This is a genomic window from Hydrogenophaga sedimenti, assembly GCF_051857515.1.
Taxonomy (GTDB): Bacteria; Pseudomonadota; Gammaproteobacteria; order Burkholderiales; family Burkholderiaceae_C; genus Hydrogenophaga.
On the sequence record NZ_JBPZHA010000001.1, the window covers coordinates 19,844 to 41,074 of the forward strand.

At 67.0% G+C, this 21,231-nt stretch carries 25 protein-coding genes; 11 read left to right on the forward strand and 14 right to left on the reverse strand.

Going from position 1 to position 21,231, the window contains the following annotated elements; all coding sequences use genetic code 11:
* Positions 1–131: 131 nt before the first annotated feature.
* Positions 132–467 (reverse strand): hypothetical protein, encoded by a 336-nt coding sequence (locus ACS5NL_RS00115; RefSeq protein ID WP_439351463.1) that lies wholly within the window; start codon positions 465–467, stop codon positions 132–134.
* A complete protein-coding gene (locus tag ACS5NL_RS00120; RefSeq protein ID WP_439351464.1) occupies positions 464–1,030 on the reverse strand; it encodes a cob(I)yrinic acid a,c-diamide adenosyltransferase in 567 nt (188 codons plus the stop codon). Before ACS5NL_RS00120 ends, ACS5NL_RS00115 begins: the two co-directional genes overlap by 4 nt.
* A gap of 219 nt (positions 1,031–1,249) precedes the next feature.
* Here ACS5NL_RS00120 and ACS5NL_RS00125 point away from each other — a divergent pair, with 219 nt between their 5' ends.
* From ACS5NL_RS00125 to ACS5NL_RS00150, 6 genes are all read left to right on the forward strand, one after another.
* Positions 1,250–1,585: an EF-hand domain-containing protein gene (locus ACS5NL_RS00125; RefSeq protein WP_439351465.1), complete on the forward strand. Its 336-nt coding sequence runs from the start codon at positions 1,250–1,252 to the stop codon at positions 1,583–1,585.
* Positions 1,586–1,703: 118 nt separating this feature from the next.
* Positions 1,704–3,128, forward strand: coding sequence for an FAD-binding oxidoreductase (locus tag ACS5NL_RS00130; RefSeq protein ID WP_439351466.1), 1,425 nt, complete (start codon positions 1,704–1,706; stop codon positions 3,126–3,128).
* 134 nt (positions 3,129–3,262) lie between these two features.
* The gene (locus tag ACS5NL_RS00135; protein ID WP_439351467.1) at positions 3,263–5,011 is read left to right on the forward strand and encodes a DUF1566 domain-containing protein; all 1,749 of its coding nucleotides are present in this window, start codon (positions 3,263–3,265) and stop codon (positions 5,009–5,011) included.
* A gap of 84 nt (positions 5,012–5,095) precedes the next feature.
* On the forward strand, positions 5,096–6,151 hold the full coding sequence (locus ACS5NL_RS00140) for a 3-oxoacyl-ACP synthase III (RefSeq protein WP_439351468.1): 1,056 nt from the start codon (positions 5,096–5,098) through the stop codon (positions 6,149–6,151).
* 129 nt (positions 6,152–6,280) lie between these two features.
* The gene (locus ACS5NL_RS00145) at positions 6,281–6,859 is read left to right on the forward strand and encodes a tetratricopeptide repeat protein (protein WP_439351469.1); all 579 of its coding nucleotides are present in this window, start codon (positions 6,281–6,283) and stop codon (positions 6,857–6,859) included.
* A gap of 66 nt (positions 6,860–6,925) precedes the next feature.
* On the forward strand, positions 6,926–7,759 hold the full coding sequence (locus tag ACS5NL_RS00150; RefSeq protein ID WP_439351470.1) for a hypothetical protein: 834 nt from the start codon (positions 6,926–6,928) through the stop codon (positions 7,757–7,759).
* A gap of 215 nt (positions 7,760–7,974) precedes the next feature.
* On the opposite strand, the gene ACS5NL_RS00155 is transcribed toward ACS5NL_RS00150, so the two are convergent.
* The 8 genes from ACS5NL_RS00155 to mnmG all read right to left on the reverse strand — a co-directional run bounded on the left by ACS5NL_RS00155 (position 7,975) and on the right by mnmG (position 16,049).
* Positions 7,975–8,901: a ParB/RepB/Spo0J family partition protein gene (locus ACS5NL_RS00155; RefSeq protein ID WP_439351471.1), complete on the reverse strand. Its 927-nt coding sequence runs from the start codon at positions 8,899–8,901 to the stop codon at positions 7,975–7,977.
* 142 nt (positions 8,902–9,043) lie between these two features.
* A complete protein-coding gene (locus tag ACS5NL_RS00160) occupies positions 9,044–9,706 on the reverse strand; it encodes a DUF4276 family protein (RefSeq protein ID WP_439351472.1) in 663 nt (220 codons plus the stop codon).
* A complete protein-coding gene (locus tag ACS5NL_RS00165) occupies positions 9,703–10,803 on the reverse strand; it encodes an AAA family ATPase (protein WP_439351473.1) in 1,101 nt (366 codons plus the stop codon). The genes ACS5NL_RS00160 and ACS5NL_RS00165 overlap by 4 nt, the downstream gene beginning before the upstream one ends.
* Before the next feature lie 73 nt (positions 10,804–10,876).
* Positions 10,877–11,428 (reverse strand): RBBP9/YdeN family alpha/beta hydrolase, encoded by a 552-nt coding sequence (locus ACS5NL_RS00170; RefSeq protein ID WP_439351474.1) that lies wholly within the window; start codon positions 11,426–11,428, stop codon positions 10,877–10,879.
* Positions 11,429–11,452: 24 nt separating this feature from the next.
* Entirely contained in the window at positions 11,453–12,223 is a 771-nt protein-coding gene (locus tag ACS5NL_RS00175; protein WP_439351475.1) for a ParA family protein, read from the reverse strand.
* A gap of 18 nt (positions 12,224–12,241) precedes the next feature.
* Entirely contained in the window at positions 12,242–12,856 is a 615-nt protein-coding gene (locus ACS5NL_RS00180; RefSeq protein WP_439351476.1) for a LysE family transporter, read from the reverse strand.
* A gap of 536 nt (positions 12,857–13,392) precedes the next feature.
* On the reverse strand, positions 13,393–14,055 hold the full coding sequence (rsmG, locus tag ACS5NL_RS00185; RefSeq protein WP_439351477.1) for a 16S rRNA (guanine(527)-N(7))-methyltransferase RsmG: 663 nt from the start codon (positions 14,053–14,055) through the stop codon (positions 13,393–13,395).
* Positions 14,052–16,049 carry a tRNA uridine-5-carboxymethylaminomethyl(34) synthesis enzyme MnmG gene (gene mnmG, locus ACS5NL_RS00190; protein WP_439351478.1) on the reverse strand — a complete coding sequence of 666 codons (1,998 nt, stop codon included), beginning with the start codon at positions 16,047–16,049 and terminating at the stop codon, positions 14,052–14,054. Before mnmG ends, rsmG begins: the two co-directional genes overlap by 4 nt.
* 131 nt (positions 16,050–16,180) lie before the next feature.
* Here mnmG and ACS5NL_RS00195 point away from each other — a divergent pair, with 131 nt between their 5' ends.
* Genes ACS5NL_RS00195 through ACS5NL_RS00205 form a run of 3 tightly spaced genes read left to right on the forward strand, consistent with a single transcriptional unit; the run spans position 16,181 to position 17,373 of the window.
* Complete coding sequence (locus tag ACS5NL_RS00195; RefSeq protein WP_439351479.1) at positions 16,181–16,462, forward strand: TfoX/Sxy family protein; 282 nt, start codon at positions 16,181–16,183, stop codon at positions 16,460–16,462.
* 48 nt (positions 16,463–16,510) lie between these two features.
* Entirely contained in the window at positions 16,511–17,101 is a 591-nt protein-coding gene (locus ACS5NL_RS00200) for an NADPH-dependent FMN reductase (RefSeq protein ID WP_439351480.1), read from the forward strand.
* A 5-nt stretch (positions 17,102–17,106) separates the two neighbouring features.
* Entirely contained in the window at positions 17,107–17,373 is a 267-nt protein-coding gene (locus ACS5NL_RS00205) for a YkgJ family cysteine cluster protein (RefSeq protein WP_439351481.1), read from the forward strand.
* Here ACS5NL_RS00205 and ACS5NL_RS00210 read toward each other — a convergent pair.
* The 4 genes from ACS5NL_RS00210 to ACS5NL_RS00225 all read right to left on the reverse strand — a co-directional run bounded on the left by ACS5NL_RS00210 (position 17,348) and on the right by ACS5NL_RS00225 (position 20,117).
* Entirely contained in the window at positions 17,348–18,253 is a 906-nt protein-coding gene (locus ACS5NL_RS00210) for an alpha/beta fold hydrolase (RefSeq protein WP_439351482.1), read from the reverse strand. The two genes, ACS5NL_RS00205 and ACS5NL_RS00210, sit on opposite strands and share 26 nt — an antisense overlap.
* A 102-nt stretch (positions 18,254–18,355) precedes the next feature.
* Positions 18,356–18,928: a YceI family protein gene (locus tag ACS5NL_RS00215; RefSeq protein WP_439351483.1), complete on the reverse strand. Its 573-nt coding sequence runs from the start codon at positions 18,926–18,928 to the stop codon at positions 18,356–18,358.
* A gap of 47 nt (positions 18,929–18,975) precedes the next feature.
* Positions 18,976–19,539, reverse strand: a complete 564-nt coding sequence (locus ACS5NL_RS00220) for a YceI family protein (protein ID WP_439351484.1) — start codon at positions 19,537–19,539, stop codon at positions 18,976–18,978.
* 20 nt (positions 19,540–19,559) lie between these two features.
* Positions 19,560–20,117: a cytochrome b gene (locus tag ACS5NL_RS00225; protein ID WP_439351485.1), complete on the reverse strand. Its 558-nt coding sequence runs from the start codon at positions 20,115–20,117 to the stop codon at positions 19,560–19,562.
* Positions 20,118–20,254: 137 nt separating this feature from the next.
* Between ACS5NL_RS00225 and ACS5NL_RS00230 the strand changes: the two genes are divergently transcribed.
* Together ACS5NL_RS00230 and ACS5NL_RS00235 are read left to right on the forward strand one after the other, a co-directional pair.
* A complete protein-coding gene (locus ACS5NL_RS00230; RefSeq protein WP_439351486.1) occupies positions 20,255–20,908 on the forward strand; it encodes a Crp/Fnr family transcriptional regulator in 654 nt (217 codons plus the stop codon).
* 113 nt (positions 20,909–21,021) lie between these two features.
* Entirely contained in the window at positions 21,022–21,213 is a 192-nt protein-coding gene (locus tag ACS5NL_RS00235; RefSeq protein ID WP_439351487.1) for a YgaP family membrane protein, read from the forward strand.
* The last annotated feature ends 18 nt before the right edge of the window (positions 21,214–21,231 follow it).

Sequence of the window (21,231 nt, forward strand, 5' to 3'; positions counted from 1 at the left end):
GGTCTTCTTGAAATGTACTTTACTGCATGTTGTTGAACAAGAAAATGCAGTATCGTGCTTGCATTGGGCCGTCGATTTGCGCCAGATCAAACGCTGGCCAGACCGGGTTCAGGGTGAACCCTAGGAGGTGCCTAGGGGGTGCGCTCGCAGTGGCCCTGTGACTGGGCCAGGCCGCGGAAATCGCTCTGCCAGGAGGGCGCGGCGGCGTCGATCTGGATGCGTTCGTTGTCCACCGCGGTGAGGATCACCGTGCCCGTGACCGAGAAGCTGTAGACGGTGACGCCGTCGATGCGCACCGCCGTCACCTTGCGCTGGTCGTAGTCGATCTCGACCTGGCGGGACCAGGTCGAGCGGGCCGGCAGGTACACCGCCTCGCACACCAGCGCGACGTGGTGGCGCGCCGGCGCCGCCGCCTGCACGCTGCCGGCCAGCGCACTCAGCAGCAGGGCCGGCAGCCGCGGGTTCACGGGGTTTCGCCCTGGGCCAGCCGCTCGCTCTTCCAGTAGACGTCGTCGCCGCCGTGCATGCGGTTGAGCACGCGCGCGAGCACGAACATCAGGTCCGACAGGCGGTTGAGGTACTGGCGCGGACCTTCCTTGATCGCCTCTTCGTTGCCCAGCGCGACCAGCGCACGTTCGGCGCGGCGCGCCACGGTGCGGCAGACGTGGGCCAGCGAGGCCGCCCGGTTGCCGGCCGGCAGGATGAATTCCTGCAGCCGCGGCAGCTGCGCGTTGTGGCGCTCCAGCGCGTCGTCCAGCGCGGCCACGGCCTCGGGCTTGAGCAGTTCGTAGCCAGGGATCGAGAGTTCGCCGCCGAGGTTGAACAGCTGGTGCTGGATCTCGACCAGCAGCGTGCGCACGTCGGCGGGCAGCTCTTCGCACAGCAGCACGCCGATCTGCGAATTGAGTTCGTCGACGTCGCCCATCGCGTGCACGCGCAGGCTGTTCTTGGACACGCGGCTGTTGTCTCCGAGGCCGGTGGTGCCGGCGTCGCCGGTGCGGGTGGCGATCTGTGTGAGGCGGTTGCCCATGAAGTCTCCTGCGGGGCGGCGCATCCGGTCGCGCGCCGCGTGGAAGGATTGTCCGTGAAAGCCGGTCTGCGGGCGGCGAAGACCCTGATGTAAGGAAACACAGGGAAATGTGTCTCAGGCAAGCAGAGGGTGCGTGAGGAAACAGCAGGCAAAAGCGCTCGCATCGGGGCGCGATCGACGGTGCAATGGCGGTCCTTTCAACTGTTCAAGGAGTCACCCATGACGCAACGCCACACCCGATTCACCGCCTTCGAAGCCCGCAGCCTGATGCTGATCGCCAGCGTCACCCTCGGCGTGGCAGGCAGCGCCTACGCCCAGAGCACCGCGGCCCCGGCCGCCCCTGCCACCTCGGCAGCCCCAGCCGCCCCGGCCACACCCGCCAGCGATGCCGAGATCACGGCCGCCTTCACCAAGGCCGACAAGAACAGCGACGGCAAGCTCAGCCGCGAAGAAGCGGCCTCCCTGCCGGCGGTCGCGGTCAGCTTCGACCGCATCGACAGCAACAAGGACGGCGCGGTCAGCAGCGCGGAGTTCACCAAGGCGATGAAGATGTGATGCCGCCGGTGGGGGCAGTCGCCGCGGTGGCCCCCACCGCGGCGGTGCCCGGACTACACTGCCGGATCCCCCGCCCGCGGCCCGCCGCCGCGGCGCAGAACGATCCAGGAGACCGTCCATGAACGCCCCCACCGAACACCACCACCTCGCGCCGCAACTGCAGCTGCGCGAGGTTCCCGCCGCCCTGATCGAAGCCCTTCAGCAGCGTTTCGGCGCGCAGTGCTCCACCGCGCTGGTGGTGCGCGAGCAGCACGGCCGCGACGAGTCGATCTTCAGCGTGCCGCCCCCCTCGGCCGTGGTGTTCGCGCAGTCCACGCTGGACGTGGCCGATGCGGTCAAGCTCGCGGCGTCGCACAAGATTCCCGTCATTCCCTTCGGCGTCGGCTCCTCGCTCGAAGGCCATTTGCTGGCCGTGCAGGGCGGCATCAGCATCGACGTCAGCCGCATGGACCAGGTGCTGTCGGTCAACGCCGAAGACCTGACCGTGACGGTGCAGCCGGGCATCACCCGCTCGGCCGTGAACAACGCCGTGAAAAGCGAAGGCCTGTTCTTCCCGATCGACCCGGGCGCCGACGCGTCCATCGGCGGCATGACCGCCACCCGCGCCAGCGGCACCAACGCCGTGCGCTACGGCACCATGCGCGAGAACGTGCTGGCGCTCGAAGTCGTGACCGCCCAGGGCAACTTGATCCGCACCGGCACCCGCGCCAAGAAGAGCAGCGCCGGCTACGACCTGACGCGCCTGATGGTGGGCAGCGAAGGCACGCTGGGCGTGATCACCGAGGTGACGCTCAAGCTCTACCCGCTGCCCGAGGCGATCTCGGCCGCGACCTGCTCGTTCCCGACCATCGAAGCCGCGGTGCGCACCGTGATCCAGGTGATCCAGCTGGGCGTGCCGATCGCGCGCTGCGAGCTGATCGACGCCAACACCGTGCGCATGGTGAACGCCCACAGCAAACTCGGCCTGCGCGAAGAACACATGCTGCTGATGGAGTTCCACGGCTCGCCCGCGAGCGTGAAGGAACAGGCCGAGACGGTGCAGGAGATTGCCGCCGAATTCGGGGGCCAGGCCTTCCAGTGGGCGACCACGCCCGAGGAGCGCACCCGCCTGTGGACCGCGCGGCACAACGCCTACTTCGCCGCGATCCAGAGCAAGCCCGGCTGCCGCGCCATCAGCACCGACACCTGCGTGCCGATCAGCCGCCTGGCCGACTGCCTGCTCGACTCGGTCGCCGAGGCCGACGCCAGCGGCATCCCCTACTTCCTGGTCGGCCACGTGGGCGACGGCAACTTCCACTTCGGCTATCTGATCGACCCGGCCAAGCCGGAAGAACACCGCATCTCCGAAGCACTGAACCAGACCCTGGTGGCGCGCGCGCTCAAGCTCGGCGGCACCTGCACCGGCGAACACGGCGTGGGCCTGCACAAGATGGACTTCCTGCGCACCGAGGCCGGCGATGGCGCGGTCGACATGATGCGCACCATCAAGCGCGCGCTGGACCCGGACAACATCCTCAACCCGGGCAAGATCTTCGCGCTCTGAGCCCGCGGTCCCCGAGACAGTGACTTTTGGCACTGGCGTCCGGCCACCGGACGCCGGACAGTGCCTGTTCGATGCACCCATGCCCTCCCGGGCACCGGTGCGGACGGTCAACGCGGGTCTTGGAAGGGCCGATCATGAAGGCACGAACTGTTGTTGGCGGCGGCGCGAGGGGTTTCGGCGCCGCGGCGCTGCTGCTGTCCCTGCTGCTGTCCCTGCTGCTGGGGGTCGCCGGGTGTGGCGGCGGCCAGACCACCGATGCCGCCCCGGAACCGGTGGCCCGGAAAGCCGCGGCCGCCGATGAGAGCGCCGGCAGCACCGGCAGCACCAACAACACCGGCAGCGCCAGTGCCCCGATCCGCAAGGCCATCGCGACCCGCATTCCGGTCTACCGCTTCTACAACACCCGCACCGGCGCGCACTTCTACACCACCAGCGAAAGCGAGAAGAACACCCTGCTGTCCACGATGCCGCAGTTCAACTTCGACGGCACCGCCTTCCTCGCGGCCAGCGACTCCGCCCCCGGCCTGTCGCCGGTCTACCGCTTCTACAACACGCAGACCGGTGTGCACTTCTACACCATCAGCGAGGCCGAGAAAGCCAGCATCCAGGCCACCCGGCCCCAGTTCCAGCTGGAGGGCGTGGCCTATTACGCGAGCCCGGGCACGGGCCAGGGCCTGCTGCCGCTGTACCGCTTCTATGTGCCGACCCGGGGCTTTCACTTCTACACCGCCAGTCCCGCCGAGAAAGACGCGCTGATCGCCAACACCGCCAGCGGCTACAGCTACGAGGGCATCGGCTACTACGTCATGGGCAGCAACTGGAATCCCAACAAGCTGCCCCACACCGGCCTGACCACCGCCCAGTGCTACGGCTACGACAACAACACCTCGGCGTTCGTCTTCGCCACCTGCACGGGCAACACGGTGTCGATGTCGTTCGGCCAGGACTCGGCCCGCACCGCCTTCAACCCGATGTCCTACAGCACGGTGCGGCGCCCCGCCGGCATGTTCTTCATCCTTGAGCCCCTGACCAACTGCGTCTACGACAACGTCACCGGCCTGGTCTGGGAAGGCAAGACCGACGACGGCGGCCTGCGCGACAAGGACAACAACTACACCAACTGGGGCAACAACGCCGCCGGAGATGCCAGCGGCCATGTGGCGGCGGTCAACGCGGCCAACCTGTGCGGCTACAACGACTGGCGGCTGCCCACCACGCTGGAGATGGTCACACTGGTCAACTACAGCAGCGCCGCCGGCCCCTCCTATGTGGACGCGAACTGGCTGGTGAACATGCCCTTTGGCCAGTACTGGAGCCGCGAAGTGCGCACGATCACGACCGCGTGGGCCTTCTACCTGTCCCAGGACCGCTGGGAAGCGGAAGTTCCCCGCGGCACCCTGGCCAAGGTCCGCCTGGTGCGCGGCAGCATGGGCAACACCGCGGGCGGCCGCTACAGCTACATCTCGGTGCCCTACGGCACCGACGCCGCCAACAACGTGGTCAACGACCAACTGACCGGCCTGCAGTGGCGGCGCTGCCTGGAGGGGCAGGTCTGGAACGGCACGGCCTGCACCGGCACCTACCTGGGCTTCACCCACGTCCAGGCCCTGGCCTACGCCGAGAACCCGGGCCTGACCGCGCGCGGCTGGCGCCTGCCCAACGTGAAGGAAGGCGCCAGCCTGCTGGACAAGTCGGCGACGGCACCGCCGTACATGAACACGGCGGCCTTCCCGGTGGGCTCGCCCTCGGCCGGGCGCGTCTGGACCAGCACCGCCTATGTGGTGGATCCGCTCAACTTTGCCTACGACGTGTCGGTGGGGGCCGGGTACCTGGACCACAGCACGCGCAGCATCGACTGGATCGCCATCCGGCTGGTGCGTTGAGATCCGGCGAACCCGCCTCCCTAGAATGTGCCGGCGCCCCACCCGATCCGGGTGGGAGAAGACGACACATTCAGGAGGAACGGCATGCATGCCAAGCCCAGTCACGCCCCTGCGGGGATCTCCATCGCCGGCATCGAGGTGCTGGAAGCCGAAACCGCCCTCAGCAGCGCCACGCTGTCCGAGACCCTGCTCCCCACCGTGCGGCACCTGCTGCCGCCCGCGATGCAGGACCCCTCGTTCCTGCAACAGCTCACCGGCATCCGCGAGCGCCGCATGTGGGCCGACCGCACCCACACCCCCAGCCAGGCGGCGGCCCGCGTCGCCGACCGCCTGCTGTCGCGGCTGGGCCTGGCCCTCAGCGAGGTGGAACTGGTGATCAGCTGCTCGGTCACGCGCGACTTCATCGAACCCTCGGTGGCCGCCCTGGTCCACGGCGAGCTGGGGCTGCCCGACACCTGCCAGTGCTTCGACCTGTCCAACGCCTGTGTGGGCATGGTCAACGGCATCGATGTCGCGACCCAGATGATCGCCAGCGGCCGCGTGGACAACGCCCTGATCGTCTGCGCGGAGAACACCCACGAGTTGATCGACGGTGCGCTGCGTTCCCTCGGCACGGGGGCACCGGACACGGCCCGGTTCGAGTCGCTGCTGCCGGGCCTGACGCTGGGTTGCGGCGCGGTGGCGGTGTGGCTCACGCGCGATACCGGTGTACCCGGCGCCCTGCTCGTGCGTGGCGCGGCCTCGCTCGCGGCCACCAGCCAGGGACGCAACACCCTGTGCACCGCGCAGCGCGACCTGATCACCACCCAGAGCCGCGGGCTGCTGCGCCACGGCCTGATGCTCGCCGCGCGCACCCTGGTGCGGCTCGAAGCGAAGCTGGGTGTCCGGCGGGAGCAGTTCGACCTGTTCGTCTGCCACCAGGTGTCCGAGACCCATGCCCAGGGCGTGGCCAAGGTCTGGGGCATGCCGTTCGAGCGCTTCCACCACATCTACCCGACGCACGGAAACATGGGTCTGGTGGCGGTGATCTACTGCCTGCACGAGGCAGCGCGGGCCGGCAGGATTGCGCAGGGCAGCCAGGTGCTGCTCGGCGGCATCGGCAGCGGCCTCAACTGCACACTCATGCACCTCTCGGCCTGAACCCACCTCCACCGGACGAGGGAACAATTGCTTGCCAATTTCGCCGTGCCTTGACCGGCGCCGGTTGCCCCGGCACGGCGCCCGGCAGTACACTTTTTTGCTGATGTCACACTCCCACAGGCCCGTCCTATGAAACACCTCTGCCTTTCCCTGCTGCTGCTCTCCGGCGCCGCCATGGCCGAAGACACGATCCGCATCTGCGACAACACCGGCTGTTCCGACCGCCCGCGCAGCACCGCCAACTTCGAGGCCGAACTGGCGGCCAAGGCGGACCCGGCGCAGGACGCCAAGGTGGCTGCGCTCGAAGCGATGGCCGCCAAGGACCCGCGCGCGGCCTACGACCTGGGCCTGCGCTATTTCCGCGGCGATGGCGTGAAGAAGGACAGTTACCTGGCGATCAAGTGGATGCGTGACGCGGGCGAACGCGGCAACTTCAAGGCCGCGCAGGCGCTGGGCCGCTTCTATCTGGTCGGCCTGGAAGAGATGGGTCCCGATCCCGCCGAAGCCGAGCGCTGGCTCATGATGGCCGCCGACAAGGGCGACAAGGAAGCCAAGAAGCTGCTCACCCAGGCCCGCAAAGCCAAGACCGAGGCCCAGGCCGACTATCAGTGGCGCGAAAGTGTGCGCAAGAATGGCTGGTTCGCCGGCTGGTACAGCGGATATGCTTACACGAGTTACTGGCGCGACGGCCGCTGGTGGTTCTACTGACCGCTCGCAGGCCTGCGCGCGCCCGTCACTCTCTGTTTTTGTTCTCTTGATATCCAGGAAGGTCCTATGAAACTCAACACCACCACCCTGCGCCTGGCGGCGGCCCTGACAGTGGGCGTGAGCCTCACCGCCTGTGGCGGCGGTCGCGTGTCCACCGGCTCCAGCCCGACCGCCACCACCGGCGCCGCCGCCGGCGGCACCAGCGTCGGCGCCAACTCGTCGCTGGAACGTTGCGCTGCCCCGCTGGGCACGCTGGCCGTGGACGATGGCCGCGACAAAGAATGGTGGGGCAGCTTCGGCGCCGCCACCCAGATCACGACCATCGAGCCGCTGATCCGCCTGGCCGTGGCGCAGTCCAACTGCTTCGTGATCACCTCGGTCGGCAACAACCGCACCGAAGGCAAGCTCTCGGCCATCACCGACAAGCAGCGCAACTCGGGCGAATTCCGCGCCGGCTCGCAGCAACAGAAGGGGCAGCGCGTCGCCGCCGACTACTACCTGGAGCCCGCGATCATCATCGACAACGAGTCGACCGGCCAGGTGGTGGGTGCCCTGGGCGGCCTGCTTGGTGCCAAGAACAAGAATCTGGGCGCCCTCGCCGGTGGTCTGGAAAGCAAGGCCTCGGTCGTGACGCTGACCATGTTCGACATCCGCTCGGGCGTGCAGATCGCGATCTCCGAAGGCAATGCCACCGCCACCAACTACGGTGCGGCCCTGAGCGTGTTCGGCCCGACCGCCGCCGGTTCGCTGGGTGGCTTCTCGCGCTCTCCTGCCGGCAAGGCCACCGTGGCCGCGTTCACCGACGCGTACAACAGCATGGTCATCGCCCTGCGCAACTACAAGGCACAGGAAGTCAAGGGCGGCCTGGGCAAGGGCGGCCAGCTGAAGGTGGGTAATTAACTCCCCCCTGCGCCGCTGCGCGGCTTCCCCCCAGGGGGACAACGCTGGCGGCCCGGCAGAGCCGGTTCCGCGGCGTTCTTGACGCTGGCGCGACGCCACGAAAAAGGCCTCCACTTGGAGGCCTTTTCTTTTCAAGCACTCACCGCGGAACTGGCTCTGCCAGGCCGCAGGTGGGGTCCCCCTGGGGGGAAGCCGCGCAGCGGCGCAGGGGGGACCTATTCCCTCCGCAGCTTGTCGATCAGGCCGTTGAGTTCTTCGATCGAACCGAACTGGATCGCGAGTTCGCCCATCTCCTCGACGCGGCCGTGGCGCTTGACGCGCTTCTTGATGCGCACCTCGACCTCGGCGGTCAGCAGGTCGGCCAGCTCTTCTTCCACCCGGCGGATGTCGCGCGACTTTTCCTTCTTGGGCTGCTGCGGCACCAGGTTGAATTCGGCGCCCAGCTTCTTGACCAGGCTCTCGGCCTCACGCACCGACATCTTTTTGGCCGCGATCTGGTTGGCCGCCGTGATCTGCGCCACCTTCTCCAGCGCCAGCAGCGCGCGCGCGTGGCCCATGTCGATGTCGCCCGCCATCAGCATGGTCTGCACCGGCTCGGCCAGCTGCAAGAGGCGCAGCAGGTTGGACGCCGCCGAACGCGAACGGCCCACGGCCTGCGCGGCCTGTTCGTGCGTCAGGCCGAATTCCTTGACCAGGCGCTGCAGGCCCTGCGCCTCTTCCAGCGGATTCAGGTCTTCGCGCTGGATGTTCTCGATCAGCGCCATCGCGGCGGCGGCCTCGTTCGGCACGTCGCGCACCAGCACCGGCACCTCGCTCAGGCCCGCCAGCTTGGAGGCGCGAAAGCGCCGCTCGCCCGCGATGATTTCGTACTTGCCGGCGTTCGGCCCGTCGAGCAGCTGGCGCACCAGGATGGGCTGCATGATGCCCTGCGCCTTGATCGACTCGGCCAGCTCGTAGAGCGCGCCCTCGTCCATGCGCGTGCGCGGTTGGTAGACGCCCGCCACCAGCTCGGTCAGCGGCAGGCTGTTGGGCGTGGCGTTGCGCGCGTTGTCCTGCGCGTCGGGCGAAGCGGCTTCCGCCACCTTTGGCCCCAGCAGGGCTTCGAGTCCGCGGCCGAGGCCCTTGGGTTTTTTGGTGACCATTTGAAATCAACTCTTTTAAAACAAAACTTCAACAGATCGGTGAATCCAAGTAGATCGAAGCAGACCATTCACCCGGTCGGAGAATGGTGGGTTCAGCCATGGCAAGCGTGCTTGGAGGATTCGGTGCAGTCTTTTTGCCGGGTTAGGCATTCAGGGGCTTGAAGCCTTCGAGCCTTGCGAGCCATGCATTGAAGTGGGGGCAAGCCAGGCGCATGGCGTCCAGCCCAATCTCGCAGGCGATCAACGGCCCGTGAAATGTCTTCTGGTACTCGGGCATTACCGCGAGCACCCGCTTGGACGGCGCAGTCTGCGGACTGTCATTGATGTCCTCGGGCGCGCTGCCTTGAACCGCTGAAGCCAGTGCCGTGACGACCTCGGCGTCGTCGGTCCACTCCGCAAACTTTTGTGGCGCGGTGAACAGCAAGGCCTCGAATTCATGCACCAACAAATTGGGCAGGAAATTGGGTTCGTTGATGTCCTGCTGCAACCGGGCTTCAAGGTAGTTGGCCTTTTGTACGCCCGTCCCGTTGGCTGGATAGCCGGCGTCGGCCTTGCCAGGAAAATCAGTGGGCAAGGCGTACAGGTCGAACAGGGTGCTGACCTTGGCCCGAGCATCCTGTCGGCATAGTCGAATGATCTGAGGTTTGATCTTCGCGTAGCTCACCACACCGCCTCTGTGACCCGGACTGGTGCTGACAATGATCGGCGTGAGGTAGAGACCGATGCGAGCGTAGTGCGGCGTCAATAACTCGCCCACAAACGCCTCTTCGGTTTGACCTTCAACGAGGAGGTAGATGCGACTCATCGGGTCGGCCTCCCGCCCAGAACATTCTTCTTCCAGAGTTCCCCTAGGCTGTATTCGCTCAGCCATTCCGTGAGTGCGGCCGTGTCAAGGCGCTTGAATGTAGAAGCGCCGCCCTGCTTGTCCACCACGATGAGGTCTTCAGCATCGAATTCGTTGACGAGCTCCACGGACTGGGTAGAAACGATCAGCTGGTGCTGCTGGGCCGTAGCCTTCATCATGCCGCCCAAGACAGCGATGGCAAAGGGATGCAGGCCCAGCTCCGGCTCGTCAATCAGGATGGTCGCAGGCATGAATTCTTCGGGCTGCAGCAGCACAGTGGCCAAACACATGAACCGCAGCGTGCCGTCAGACAGGGCACTGGCGCTAAATGGAACGTCCTGCCCCGCTTCGGTCCATTCAAGCTGGATGGTCTCTTTGTTGTCTACAGCCGGCCGCAAATGGAAATCGCCAAAGAAGGGCGCCACCATCTGGATGGACTTGACGATGCGCTTGTACTGCGCCTCGTGATGGTGCTTCAGGCGGTACACAAAAGCAGCCAGGTTGCGAGCGTCATCGCGCAGGTATTCGTTGTCGTTGATGCTGTGGAACTGCTTGACCAAGGCGCTGCGGCTGGTGTCATGGAAGTGGTAGACGCGCCAGCTGCGCATGGCGGGGACTGTATACGCCCAGATGAGGCTGAATCCTCTACCTTCCTTGAAGCGTGTCTCGAAGTGACCCGAACCAGTATGGGAGTCCCCCTTCAGGTTCCACCACAGCGCCTCGTGCGCAAACATCATCCGGTTGTCTTGCGTAGGCTTGAGTCTGAAGTTGTAGCCGTTGTTGCCAAAGCGAAGGTCCGCCTTGAGTTCTTCGGTCTTCTTTCGGCCAAAGTGAAGCACCGCATCGGGCCCCCCCGCTTCGCTCACATACACCTGCAGTTGTTCGTCTAGCAAGCGGTTAATCAACCGAAAAAAGCCGATGAAGTTGGACTTGCCTGCGCCGTTGGCGCCGATCAGCACATTCAGGCTGCCCAGCACAAGATCACACTGCGCAATGGACTTGTAGCCCGTGAGTACCAGCTTGGACAGCTGGTTGGAGTTGGTCAAATTCTTGAACATGTTGAACCTTCATGGCCTGGCAATGTGGCCGGGCACCCTCAGTAGGGACATGGCCACCGCAGTTTGTTCTCTGCTAGGACCGATATGGTGATTGGCTGACGTCTATCAGTAGCTGAACTCCCTGCGCCCAATCCCCCATCCCTGAGTCCGCATTGATGTGGCCGCGCTCGCCAAGGTCCACGAAGCGCGATCCCCAGCTGTGTGCCAGCGACTGGGCTTTCTCGAACGTGCAATACGGGTCGTTGCGGCTGCCGACCAGCACGCTGGGAAACGGCAGGCGCTGGCGGACGATGGGCGCCCAGCTGGGCAGCAGGGGGCGCAACTCTTCGCGCTCCGGGTCGCCCGGCGCCACCAGCAGCGCGCCCTGCACGCGGCCGGTGCTGCGGGAGACCTCGGCCCAGGCGGCGGTGAGGATGCAGCCCAGGCTGTGCGCGACCAGCACCACCGGACCGTCGATGCCCAGGATCACGTCTTCCAGCCGGGCGATCCAGTCACCGCGGCGCGGGGTCATCCAGTCGTGCTGGTCCACACGGCGGTAGCCATGCCGCGCTTCCCAGCGGCTCTGCCAGTGCGCGGGCCCGCTGTTCTGCCAGCCCGGCAGGATCAATACGTTCTCAGGTTTCATCAGCCATTCCACAGAAGCCGGCGCTCACATCGAATGGATGCGGGCCACCATCTCGGTGGCGAAGGCCACGAAGGCCTGGCTGCCGCGGGCCGACGGGTCGAACACGACCCCCGGCAGGCCGTAGCTGGGCGCTTCGGCCAGGCGCACGTTGCGCGGGATCACCGTGTCGAACACCTTGTCGCCGAAGTGGGCCTTGAGCTGGTCGCTCACCTGCTGCTGCAGGGTGATGCGCGGGTCGAACATGACGCGCAGCAGGCCGATGATCTGCAGGTCGGGGTTGAGGTTGGCGTGCACCTGCTTGATGGTGTTGACCAGATCGGTCAGGCCTTCGAGCGCGAAGTACTCGCACTGCATGGGCACGATCACGCCGTGGGCCGAGCACAGGCCGTTGAGCGTGAGCATGCTCAGGGACGGCGGGCAATCGATCAGCACGAAGTCATAGTCGGCATCGACCGCGGCCAGGGCGGCCTTGAGGCGCTTGTCGCGGCGTTCCAGTTCCACCAGTTCGACCTCGGCGCCGGCCAGTTCGCGGTTGGCGCCGAGCACGGAATAGCCGCATTTCTCCGACCGGATCGCCGCTTCGGCGACCGTGGCCGATTCCAGCAGCACGTCGTAGACCGAGAGCTCCATGCTGCGCTTGTCCACGCCCGACCCCATGGTGGCGTTGCCCTGCGGGTCGAGGTCGACCATGAGCACGCGCTGTCCGACCTTGGCCAGGCCCGCGGCGAGGTTGACGGTGGTGGTGGTCTTGCCGACGCCGCCCTTCTGGTTGGCGACGCAGAAAATCTTGGCCATGTGGTCGGACCCGGTCGGTTACTTGGAAAGCGCCAGCTTGATGCCGAAGCCGATGAGGAACACGCCGGCCAGTTTTTCCAGCGTGCGCCCGATCTTCGGGTTGGCGCGCATGCGCTCGGCCAGGAAGTGGGTGAGCAGCACCGCGGTCAGGCCGTAGAGGAAGGTGAGGAAGGCGACGGTGACGGCCATGGCGCCGAAGGTGACCAGGCCCTGGTGGCGGGCGGGGTCGACGAACAGCGGGAAGAAGGCCATGTAGAAGACGATGGCCTTGGGGTTGAGCAGGGTGATGGTGAAGGCCTGCTGGAAGTACTGGCGCGGGCGGATGTTGAGCACCGGTGCGCTGCCGGGTTTGGCGGTGAGCATCTTGAAGCCCAGCCAGGCGAGGTAGGCGGCGCCCAGCCACTGGACGGCGTGGAAAGCGGCCGGGTAGGCGGTCAGCAGCGCGGCGACGCCGGCGACGGCGGCCCACATCAGAACCTGGTCACCCGCGATGACGCCGAAGGTGGCGCCGAGGCCACCTTTGATGCCGCCTTTGCTGGTGGAGGTGATGAGCGCCAGGTTGCCGGGGCCGGGGATGGCGAGGAACAGGATGATGGCGGCGACGAAGGCGCCGTAGTCAGCGATTCCGAACATGGTGTGGGCTTTCTCTTCTCTCGGGTGGAACGGTCGAGTTTACGTGAGGGGTCTTTTTCTTCGGCTGGCTTTGTGGGTTCAAGGCGTCTGTTTTCGCTGGACCGTTGCTTCTTGGGGCTGCCGTTTCTGCCGTGCTCTGCTGTCCAACGTTGCCTCTGAGGGGGCTGTGGCGTGTGGCTGGGCTCTGGTCCAGCTCGCGGTCATGTGGATCTGTGCGCTGGCGTTGCTTCGTCAATGACGCGCCGGCCTGCCCGCTCAGTGGCAACCGCGAATCGTCCCGCCGCCCATCCACACGCCACAACCCCCTACGGCGACACGTCGGCGCACCACCCGTGGTACACCAACATCACTTCTCACAGGTCGTTGGCCATGGGCGCGGGCAGAGGCCCCATTCGCGGTTGCGACTGAGCAGGCGAGCCGGCGCGTCTTTGACGAAATGCCCTGGGCAAACAGACCAGTCGGCCCGCGAGGTGGGCCGGAGCCCGCGCCCATGGCCAACGCCCTGGCGCGAGGTCAACGAGCGAAACGCACCGAACTCAAGAGACCGCAGGCCGAAGCCACACGATGCACCGCTCGGCATCCAACCCAGGCACCTTCAACTGTTCCACGTGAAACACCGACACATCGGAAGCCAGAGCAGCCAACTCATCCGCGGGGTGTTTGCCCTTCATCGCCATCCACACCGCCCCCGGCTTCAGCGCCGATCGCGACCAGGAAGTGAAGTCCACCAGCGAGGCAAAGGCCCGGGAGCAGACCACGTCGTAGCCACTGCCCTCTTCCGCTTTCAGCGACTCCACCCGCGCATGGATGCCGCGCAGGTTCGGCAGCCGCAGCGACGCCGCCACCTGCTGGATGAAGGTCGCCTTCTTGAGCACGGTGTCCACGCAATGCACCTCGATCTGTGGGCAGGTGATGGCGATCACCACGCCCGGCAGGCCACCGCCCGAACCGACGTCGAGCAGCTTCACCGACTCCCCGCCCGTCTGGCGCAGCAGCGGCGGAATGGCGGCCAGGCTGTCCAGCAGGTGGTGCGTCAGCATCTCCTGCGGATCGCGCACCGCCGTCAGGTTGTAGACCTTGTTCCACTTGGCGATCAGGTCCTGGTAGGCCAGCAACTGGTCAATCTGGGTCTCGGACAGACTCAGGCCAAGTTCGTGCAACCCGGCAATCAGTGCCGGCTTCAGGTCCGCCGCGCTCATGCGCCCTGCTCTTCCGTGGTCCGAGCGAAGCCCTTGAAGCCGCCCTTTTTGAGGTGAATCATCAGCAGCGAGATGCTGGCCGGCGTGATGCCCGAGATGCGTGCGGCCTGGCCCAGGGTTTCCGGCCGGTGCTTGGCCAGCTTCTGCCGTGCCTCAAAGGACAGGGCCGTGACCTGCGCGTAGTCCAGGTCTGGCGGCAACTTCAGGTGTTCGTAGTGCGCGGCGCGCTCCACCTCGTCCTTCTGGCGATCGATGTAGCCCGAGTACTTGGCCGCGATCTCGACCTGCTCCACCACGGCATCGTGCAGCGCACCCAGTGTTTCACGTGAAACCACGGGGCGGGTGTCTTCATCACCCGCCTTGGCCACCGGGTGGTACTTGCCGCCATCCATGCCCAGCAGGTCAGCGTAGCCCACGCCGGGCCGGCGCAGCAGGTCGAACAGGTTGTGTTCGTGTTCGATGGCCTTGCCCAGCACCCGCTCGCTCTCGGCCGCCGGCAGGTTGCGCGGATTCACCCAGGTGGATTTGAGGCGCTCTGTTTCACGTGAAACCGCGTCGCGCTTGCGGCTGAACGCGTCCCAGCGCACATCGTCCACCAGCCCCATCGCCCGGCCCTGCTCGGTCAGGCGCATGTCGGCGTTGTCCTCGCGCAGCTGCAGGCGGAACTCGGCCCGGCTGGTGAACATGCGGTAGGGCTCGGTCACGCCCTGGGTCACCAGGTCGTCCACCAGCACGCCGAGGTAGGCCTCGTCGCGGCGCGGCAGCCAGGCGTCCTTGCCCTGGCACTGCAGCGCGGCGTTGAGGCCGGCGAACAGGCCCTGGGCGGCCGCCTCTTCGTAGCCGGTGGTGCCGTTGATCTGGCCGGCGAAGAACAGGCCCTGGATCTGCTTCGTCTCAAAGCTGTTCTTGAGCGAGCGCGGATCGAAGTAGTCGTATTCGATGGCGTAGCCCGGCCGCAGGATGTGGGCGTTTTCCAGCCCCGGCATGCTGCGCACCAGCGCGTACTGGATGTCGAACGGCAGGCTGGTGCTGATGCCGTTGGGGTAGACCTCATGCGTGGTCAGGCCCTCGGGCTCCAGGAAGATCTGGTGGCTGTCCTTGTCGGCGAAGCGGTTGATCTTGTCTTCCACGCTGGGGCAGTAGCGCGGGCCCACGCCCTCGATCTTGCCGGTGAACATGGGGCTGCGGTCGAAGCCGCTGCGGATGATGTCGTGCGTGCGCTGGTTGGTGTGGGTGATCCAGCACGGCACCTGTTTCGGGTGCGACACCGATTGCCCCATGAAGCTGAACACCGGCACCGGCAGGTGTGCGTTCATGCCGCCGGGCACGCCGTCGCCGGGCTGCTCCTGGCACTTGGAATAGTCGATGCTGCGGCCGTCCAGGCGCGGCGGCGTGCCGGTTTTCAGACGGCCCTGCGGCAGTTTCAGTTCCTTCAGCCGCGCACTCAGCGACACGGCGGGCGGATCGCCCGCGCGGCCGGCGGCGTAGTTGTTCAGGCCGACGTGGATCTTGCCGTCCAGGAAAGTGCCTGCGGTCAGCACCACGGTGCGGCTGCGAAAGCGGATGCCGACCTGCGTCACCGCCCCCACCACGCGATCGCCCTCGACCATCAGGTCGTCCACCGCCTGCTGGAACAGCCAGAGGTTGGGCTGGTTTTCCAGCATGCGGCGGATCGCGGCCTTGTAGAGGATGCGGTCGGCCTGGGCGCGGGTGGCGCGCACGGCCGGGCCCTTGCTGCTGTTGAGGATGCGGAACTGGATGCCGCCCTCGTCCGTGGCCAGCGCCATCGCGCCGCCCAGCGCGTCCACCTCTTTGACCAGGTGGCCCTTGCCGATGCCGCCGATGCTGGGGTTGCAGCTCATCTGGCCCAGCGTCTCGATGTTGTGGGTGAGCAGCAGCGTGGCGCAGCCCATGCGCGCGGCGGCGAGCGCGGCTTCCGTGCCGGCATGGCCGCCGCCGACGACGATGACGTCAAATTCCTGTGGGTACAACATGTGAGAGCGCTCCAGGGCCACAACCATCCCGGCCGGCCCGACAATGCAAAGGCTGTTTCACGTGAAACAGTGGCTGCAGGCCTGCCCCGGCCCGCGCGAACCCCGTATTGTCCTAGATCACGTCCGCCGCCGTGCCCAAGACCTCAACGCCCCCGCGCAACGACCTGCCCGGCCTCGGCCCCAAGTCCCTGGCCATGCTTGCCGCCGCCGGCATCCACGGCCGGGCCGACCTCGAACGCCTGGGCTCGGTGCGGGCCTGGCTGCGGGTCAAGGCTGCCGGGCAGCCCGCGAGCCTCAACCTGCTCTGGGCCATGGAAGGCGCGCTGACCGGCAAAGACTGGCGGGTGGTGGCCCGCGAACACCGCACCAGTCTGCTGCTGGCGCTGGAAACGGCGCAGCAGACCACGCCCTGAAACCCCCACGCAGGAATCCTGCGGGAACCCGCTGCCACAATGGACCGCATGAGCACCCCCACCCCCCTCCTCGTCTTCGCGGGCAGCACGCGCGCCCAGTCCTTCAACCGCAAGCTGGCCACCGTCGCCGCCGGCCTCGGCCGCGAGGCCGGTGCCGCCGTGACCCACATCGAGCTGGCCGACTTCGACGTGCCGCTGTACAACGCCGACCTCGAAGCCAGGGGCACGCCGCGCGACGTGGTGCGCCTGAAGGAAATCTTCTTCGCCCACCCGGCCTGGATCGTGGTCTCGCCCGAGTACAACGGCAGCTACACCGGCCTGATGAAAAACACCATCGACTGGGTCTCCAGCCCCATCAAGGGCGACCCGGTCTGGTCCAGCGGCACCAAGCCCTTCGCCGGCAAGGTGGTCGGCATGCTCGCGGCCTCGCCCGGCGCGCTGGGCGGCCTGCGCAGCCTGAGCCATCTCGCGCCGCTGCTGATGAACCTGCAGTGCTGGGTGTCGCCGAAACAGTTCGCCCTGTCCAAGGCCGGCGAGGCCTTCACGCCCGACGGCCAGCTGGCGGCCGAGCCGGCGCGCGAGAACGTGCGCGGCGTGGTCGAGCAGGTGCTCTGGGCGGCCAGGAAATTCCAGGGCTGAGTCCCGTGGACTGCCGCCCCGATTGCGCGGCCTGCTGCATCGCACCCTCGATCAGCAGCCCCATGCCCGGCCTGCCGGACGGCAAGCCGGCGGGCGTGCCCTGCCCGCACCTGGACGAGGCCTTGCGCTGCCGCCTGTTTGGTTTGCCCGAGCGGCCGACGGTGTGCGGTTCATTGCCACCGAGCCGGGAGATGTGCGGCGAGCGGCGCGAGCATGCGCTACATTTTTTAGAGCAACTGGAACAAGCTACCCGGCCGTCCCTGCCCCGATGAACGCCGCCACCTGAGCGCCGACCGGTGCCGCCAGCGCATCGGGCAGCAGGTGCCCCATGTCCAGCACCGCGAGCCGGGCACCGGGAATCAGCTGCGCCAGCGCCTGGCCATGGGCCAGCGGCAGGCAGGGGTCTTGGGCGCCGTGCAGCACCAGGGTGGGCAGGTTCAGCTGCGGCAACCAGGCCATGCGGGGCTGTGCGCGATCCACCGCGAGCGCGTGGTGCATGGCGGCCAGCGGCTGGTGCCCGTCGGCCAGCGCGGCCCGGGCCTGCTGGCGCACCCGCTCGGCCGGAAATGGCAACGACCCGCCGTGGAACACGGCCCAGCCATCCACCGCCACGTCCTCCGGCGCCCGGTTGAACGCGCCGACCGAAGCCGCCATCAGGGCCGGCAGAAAGCCCGCCACCGGCCCGGGCAGGCCATCGGTGGGCACCGGCCGCCCCAGCGTGGCGGCCATGTAGGGCCGGTGATCGGGCGAGCTGGCCAGCAGCACCAGATGGCTCACGCGGGCCGGGTGTTCAAAGGCCAGGTGCTGCGCGATGTAGCCGCCCATGGACCAGCCGACCACCGCCGCGCGGGGCAGGCCCCAGGCATCCAGCACACGCAGCGCGTCGGCCACCAGATCGTCCAGCCCGTAGGGCGGCGCATCCGGCGGCATGACGAAGGAACGGCCGGTGTCGCGGTGGTCGTAGCGCAGCACCCGGCAGCCGGCCCCCACCAGCGCCGCCACCAGGTCCGCCGGCCAGAAATGGCCCGGGTTCATCGCCCCCATCACCAGCAGCACCGGCTGGCCGTCGGCCGGACCAACGGCCTCGCTGAAGAGCTCGCCCAGCCCGGGCACGGGGACGCTCCGCGCCGTCCAGTGGATGGAGGTGTTCATGGCCCTTTGTACCGCGGACACCCGATCGTTTCCACCCGGAATGACAAAGGCCCGCCAGAGCGGGCCTTTGTCATTGCTGCCGCGAGGCGGCGCAGGGGAAGCTTATTGCTTGACGGCTTCGACCTGGAGCACCAGGCGCACGTTCTTCGGGAAGCCCCAGTCCACGCCGTAGTTCACGCCGAAGGCGGTGCGGTCGATGGTGGCTTCGAAGTCGCCGCCGCAGACTTCGCGCTTGACCATCGGGCTGTCGTAGCAGGCGAACTGGTTGGCCTTCAGGGTCACGGGCTGGGTCTTGCCGGCGATGGTCAGGTTGCCATCGACCGAGGCGACCTTGTCACCGTTGAACACGAACTTGCTGGACACGAAGGTGGCCTTGGGGTTCTTGGCAGCGTCCAGGATCTCGGCGCTTTGCAGATGCTTGTCGAACATGGCGGTGCCGGAGTTCACCGAAGCGATGTCCAGGCTGATCTCGACCTTGCCGGTCTTGGCGGCCTTGTCGAAGGAAACCTTGCCTTCTTTCTTGTCGAAACGGGCGCGGTTCGTGGTGGCGCCGAAGTGGCCGATCTCGAAGGTGGCGAAGGTGTGGGTCGGGTCGATCGCGTAGTCGGCGGCCTGGGCGAAGCCGGCGGTGGACAGAACAGCGGCCGCGGCCAGCAGGGACAGGGACTTGCGCATGGAGGAACTCCTGGATTGAGGTTGGAAAGGAAAAAGAGAAAAGGGCATCAGAGCTTTGGAACACCCGTGAGGGCGATCTTGAACTTGACCTGCACCTCGTCGGCGACCATCGAGGTGTCGGCCCACTCCTTCTCGCCAATGCGGAAGGACAGGCGCTTGATCGGGAACACGCCGCTGGCGACCGTCGTGGCGCCGTTCTGCGCCAGCGTGACCGGCACGACCACGTCGCTGCTCACGCCCTTGATCGCCAGCTTGCCGGCGACTTCGTACTTGGTGGCGTCCAGTTTCTTGATGCTGCTGGAGGTGAAGGTGGCCTTGGGGAACTGGGCGACGTTGAACCAGGCCGCCTTGGGCAGCTCGGCGTTGGCCTCGCGGCTGATGTCGGCGCTGCCGGTGTCGACCGTGAAGGCGATCTTGCTGGTGGCCAGCTTGGCCGGGTCGAAGGCGACCTGGGCGCTGAAGCTCTTGAACTTGCCCTCCACCGGCACGCCCATCTGGCGGCTGGTGAAACCGACCTCGCTCTGGGCGGGCACGAGCGCCTGCTGGGCCTGCGCGGCCAGCGGGGAGAAGCTTGCGGCGACCAGCGCCAGGGAAAGGAGACGGGTGTTCATGAAAAACTCCTGAAAATCAATCAGCTGCGGCCAAAGCCCATGCGGTTCATCAGACCGTCGCGGTCGACGACCTGGTGCTTGACCGCGCCGGCCACGTGCAGCAGCACCAGGGCGGCCATCGCGAACGCGGTCAGCTCGTGGGCTTCCTTGAGCACGTCGGCCAGCGACTCGCTCACCGGCACGAAATCGGGCAGCGGCAGCACGCCGAACAGCACGATGGGGAAGCCGGCGGCCGAGCTGAAGGCCCAGCCGGTCAGCGGCACGGCAAAGAACAGCGCGTACAGACCGATGTGCGTGGCGTGGTGCGCCAGCTTCTGCCAGCCGGGCATGGCGGCCTCGATGTGCTGCGGCATGGCCGGCGGCGGGGACATCAGGCGAGTCAGGGCACGGAATGCAGAGAAAGCGAGCACCAACACTCCGGCCCATTTGTGCCAGCTGTAGTACTGCAGGCGGGCGGGTGAGAACGGCAGGTCGGCCATGTAGACGCCGAGCAAGAAGTTGCCGACGATGGCCAGCGCCAGAACCCAGTGCAGGGCACGGGCCAGCGGGTGATAGCGGGTGACAATGGCTTGAGACATGGCGGCAGTTTAGGGATGGGCGGCGACCGGCAGGTCAAAACGGCTTGAAGCCTCCATTCAAATAAATCGAATGAACTTTGGCTGGCCGTTCGCATCCACCCACCGCTCCAGACACCCCCGCGCCTACAATGCGCCGCATGTCCCAGACCGCCCCGCCCGACCTGCTGACGCTGTATCCGGCGCTGGCGGCATTGCCGGCGCCGGTGACGCAGCTGACCCCCATGACCGTGCCCGCCGGCACGCGGCTGTTCCGCGAGAACGACCCCTGCCAGGGGTTTCCGCTGGTGCTCGACGGTGAGGTGCGGGTCTCGCGCAGCGCCGCCAACGGCCGCGAACTGGAGCTCTACCGGGTGTCTCCGGGCGAGATGTGCCTGGTTTCGTCGGCCAGCCTGTTCGCCCACCAGCCGATGACGGCCCACGGCGTGACCACCAGCGACACCACGCTGTGCCTGCTGGCGCCGCCGGCGTTCGAGGCCGCGCTGGCCGACCCGGACTTCCGCCGCTACGTGCTGGGCCTGTTCGCCGCGCGCATGGCCGACCTCACGGCCCTGATCGAGGCGATCGCCTTCCAGCGGCTGGACAGCCGCCTGGCCAGCGCCCTGCTCGGCCACGGGCAGCAGCTCAGGACCACGCACCAGGCGCTGGCCGACGAGCTGGGCACGGTGCGCGAGATCGTGACGCGGCTGCTGCACCGCTTCGAGCGCGACGGCCTGGTCGAACTCTCGCGCGAGAGCATCACGATCCGCGACAGCGCCGGTCTGCGCGCCATCGCCGCCGGGCCGGCCGGCTGATCCCTCGCCGGGTCTGCGCCGGCGCTCCGCCCTGTGTGACCGCGGTCACAGACCGATCGGGCCGCCCAGGCTCCAATGCGTCTGCACCCTCTTTCACTCACAGGAGCATTCACATGACCAAGAACGTTGGCGGCATCGACCGCACCCTGCGCATCGTCGCCGGCCTCGCCCTCATTGCCGCCGCCGCCACCGGCACGGTCGGCGTCTGGGGCTACATCGGCATCGTGCCGCTGGCCACCGGCCTGATGGGCTGGTGCCCGCCCTACGCGATGCTGGGCTTCAACACCTGCAGCGTGAAGAAGTAACCCCCCTGCGCCGCTGCG

Bases quoted from the DNA above. Each gene is read 5' to 3' on its own strand.
- ACS5NL_RS00120 (WP_439351464.1), bottom strand. From the start codon at position 1,030: ATGGGCAACCGCCTCACACAGATCGCCACCCGCACCGGCGACGCCGGC.
- ACS5NL_RS00125 (WP_439351465.1), top strand. From the start codon at position 1,250: ATGACGCAACGCCACACCCGATTCACCGCCTTCGAAGCCCGCAGCCTG.
- ACS5NL_RS00130 (WP_439351466.1), top strand. From the start codon at position 1,704: ATGAACGCCCCCACCGAACACCACCACCTCGCGCCGCAACTGCAGCTG.
- ACS5NL_RS00135 (WP_439351467.1), top strand. From the start codon at position 3,263: ATGAAGGCACGAACTGTTGTTGGCGGCGGCGCGAGGGGTTTCGGCGCC.
- ACS5NL_RS00140 (WP_439351468.1), top strand. From the start codon at position 5,096: ATGCATGCCAAGCCCAGTCACGCCCCTGCGGGGATCTCCATCGCCGGC.
- ACS5NL_RS00145 (WP_439351469.1), top strand. From the start codon at position 6,281: ATGAAACACCTCTGCCTTTCCCTGCTGCTGCTCTCCGGCGCCGCCATG.
- ACS5NL_RS00150 (WP_439351470.1), top strand. From the start codon at position 6,926: ATGAAACTCAACACCACCACCCTGCGCCTGGCGGCGGCCCTGACAGTG.
- ACS5NL_RS00155 (WP_439351471.1), bottom strand. From the start codon at position 8,901: ATGGTCACCAAAAAACCCAAGGGCCTCGGCCGCGGACTCGAAGCCCTG.
- ACS5NL_RS00160 (WP_439351472.1), bottom strand. From the start codon at position 9,706: ATGAGTCGCATCTACCTCCTCGTTGAAGGTCAAACCGAAGAGGCGTTT.
- ACS5NL_RS00165 (WP_439351473.1), bottom strand. From the start codon at position 10,803: ATGTTCAAGAATTTGACCAACTCCAACCAGCTGTCCAAGCTGGTACTC.
- ACS5NL_RS00170 (WP_439351474.1), bottom strand. From the start codon at position 11,428: ATGAAACCTGAGAACGTATTGATCCTGCCGGGCTGGCAGAACAGCGGG.
- ACS5NL_RS00175 (WP_439351475.1), bottom strand. From the start codon at position 12,223: ATGGCCAAGATTTTCTGCGTCGCCAACCAGAAGGGCGGCGTCGGCAAG.
- ACS5NL_RS00180 (WP_439351476.1), bottom strand. From the start codon at position 12,856: ATGTTCGGAATCGCTGACTACGGCGCCTTCGTCGCCGCCATCATCCTG.
- rsmG (WP_439351477.1), bottom strand. From the start codon at position 14,055: ATGAGCGCGGCGGACCTGAAGCCGGCACTGATTGCCGGGTTGCACGAA.
- mnmG (WP_439351478.1), bottom strand. From the start codon at position 16,049: ATGTTGTACCCACAGGAATTTGACGTCATCGTCGTCGGCGGCGGCCAT.
- ACS5NL_RS00200 (WP_439351480.1), top strand. From the start codon at position 16,511: ATGAGCACCCCCACCCCCCTCCTCGTCTTCGCGGGCAGCACGCGCGCC.
- ACS5NL_RS00210 (WP_439351482.1), bottom strand. From the start codon at position 18,253: ATGAACACCTCCATCCACTGGACGGCGCGGAGCGTCCCCGTGCCCGGG.
- ACS5NL_RS00215 (WP_439351483.1), bottom strand. From the start codon at position 18,928: ATGCGCAAGTCCCTGTCCCTGCTGGCCGCGGCCGCTGTTCTGTCCACC.
- ACS5NL_RS00220 (WP_439351484.1), bottom strand. From the start codon at position 19,539: ATGAACACCCGTCTCCTTTCCCTGGCGCTGGTCGCCGCAAGCTTCTCC.
- ACS5NL_RS00225 (WP_439351485.1), bottom strand. From the start codon at position 20,117: ATGTCTCAAGCCATTGTCACCCGCTATCACCCGCTGGCCCGTGCCCTG.
- ACS5NL_RS00230 (WP_439351486.1), top strand. From the start codon at position 20,255: ATGTCCCAGACCGCCCCGCCCGACCTGCTGACGCTGTATCCGGCGCTG.
- ACS5NL_RS00235 (WP_439351487.1), top strand. From the start codon at position 21,022: ATGACCAAGAACGTTGGCGGCATCGACCGCACCCTGCGCATCGTCGCC.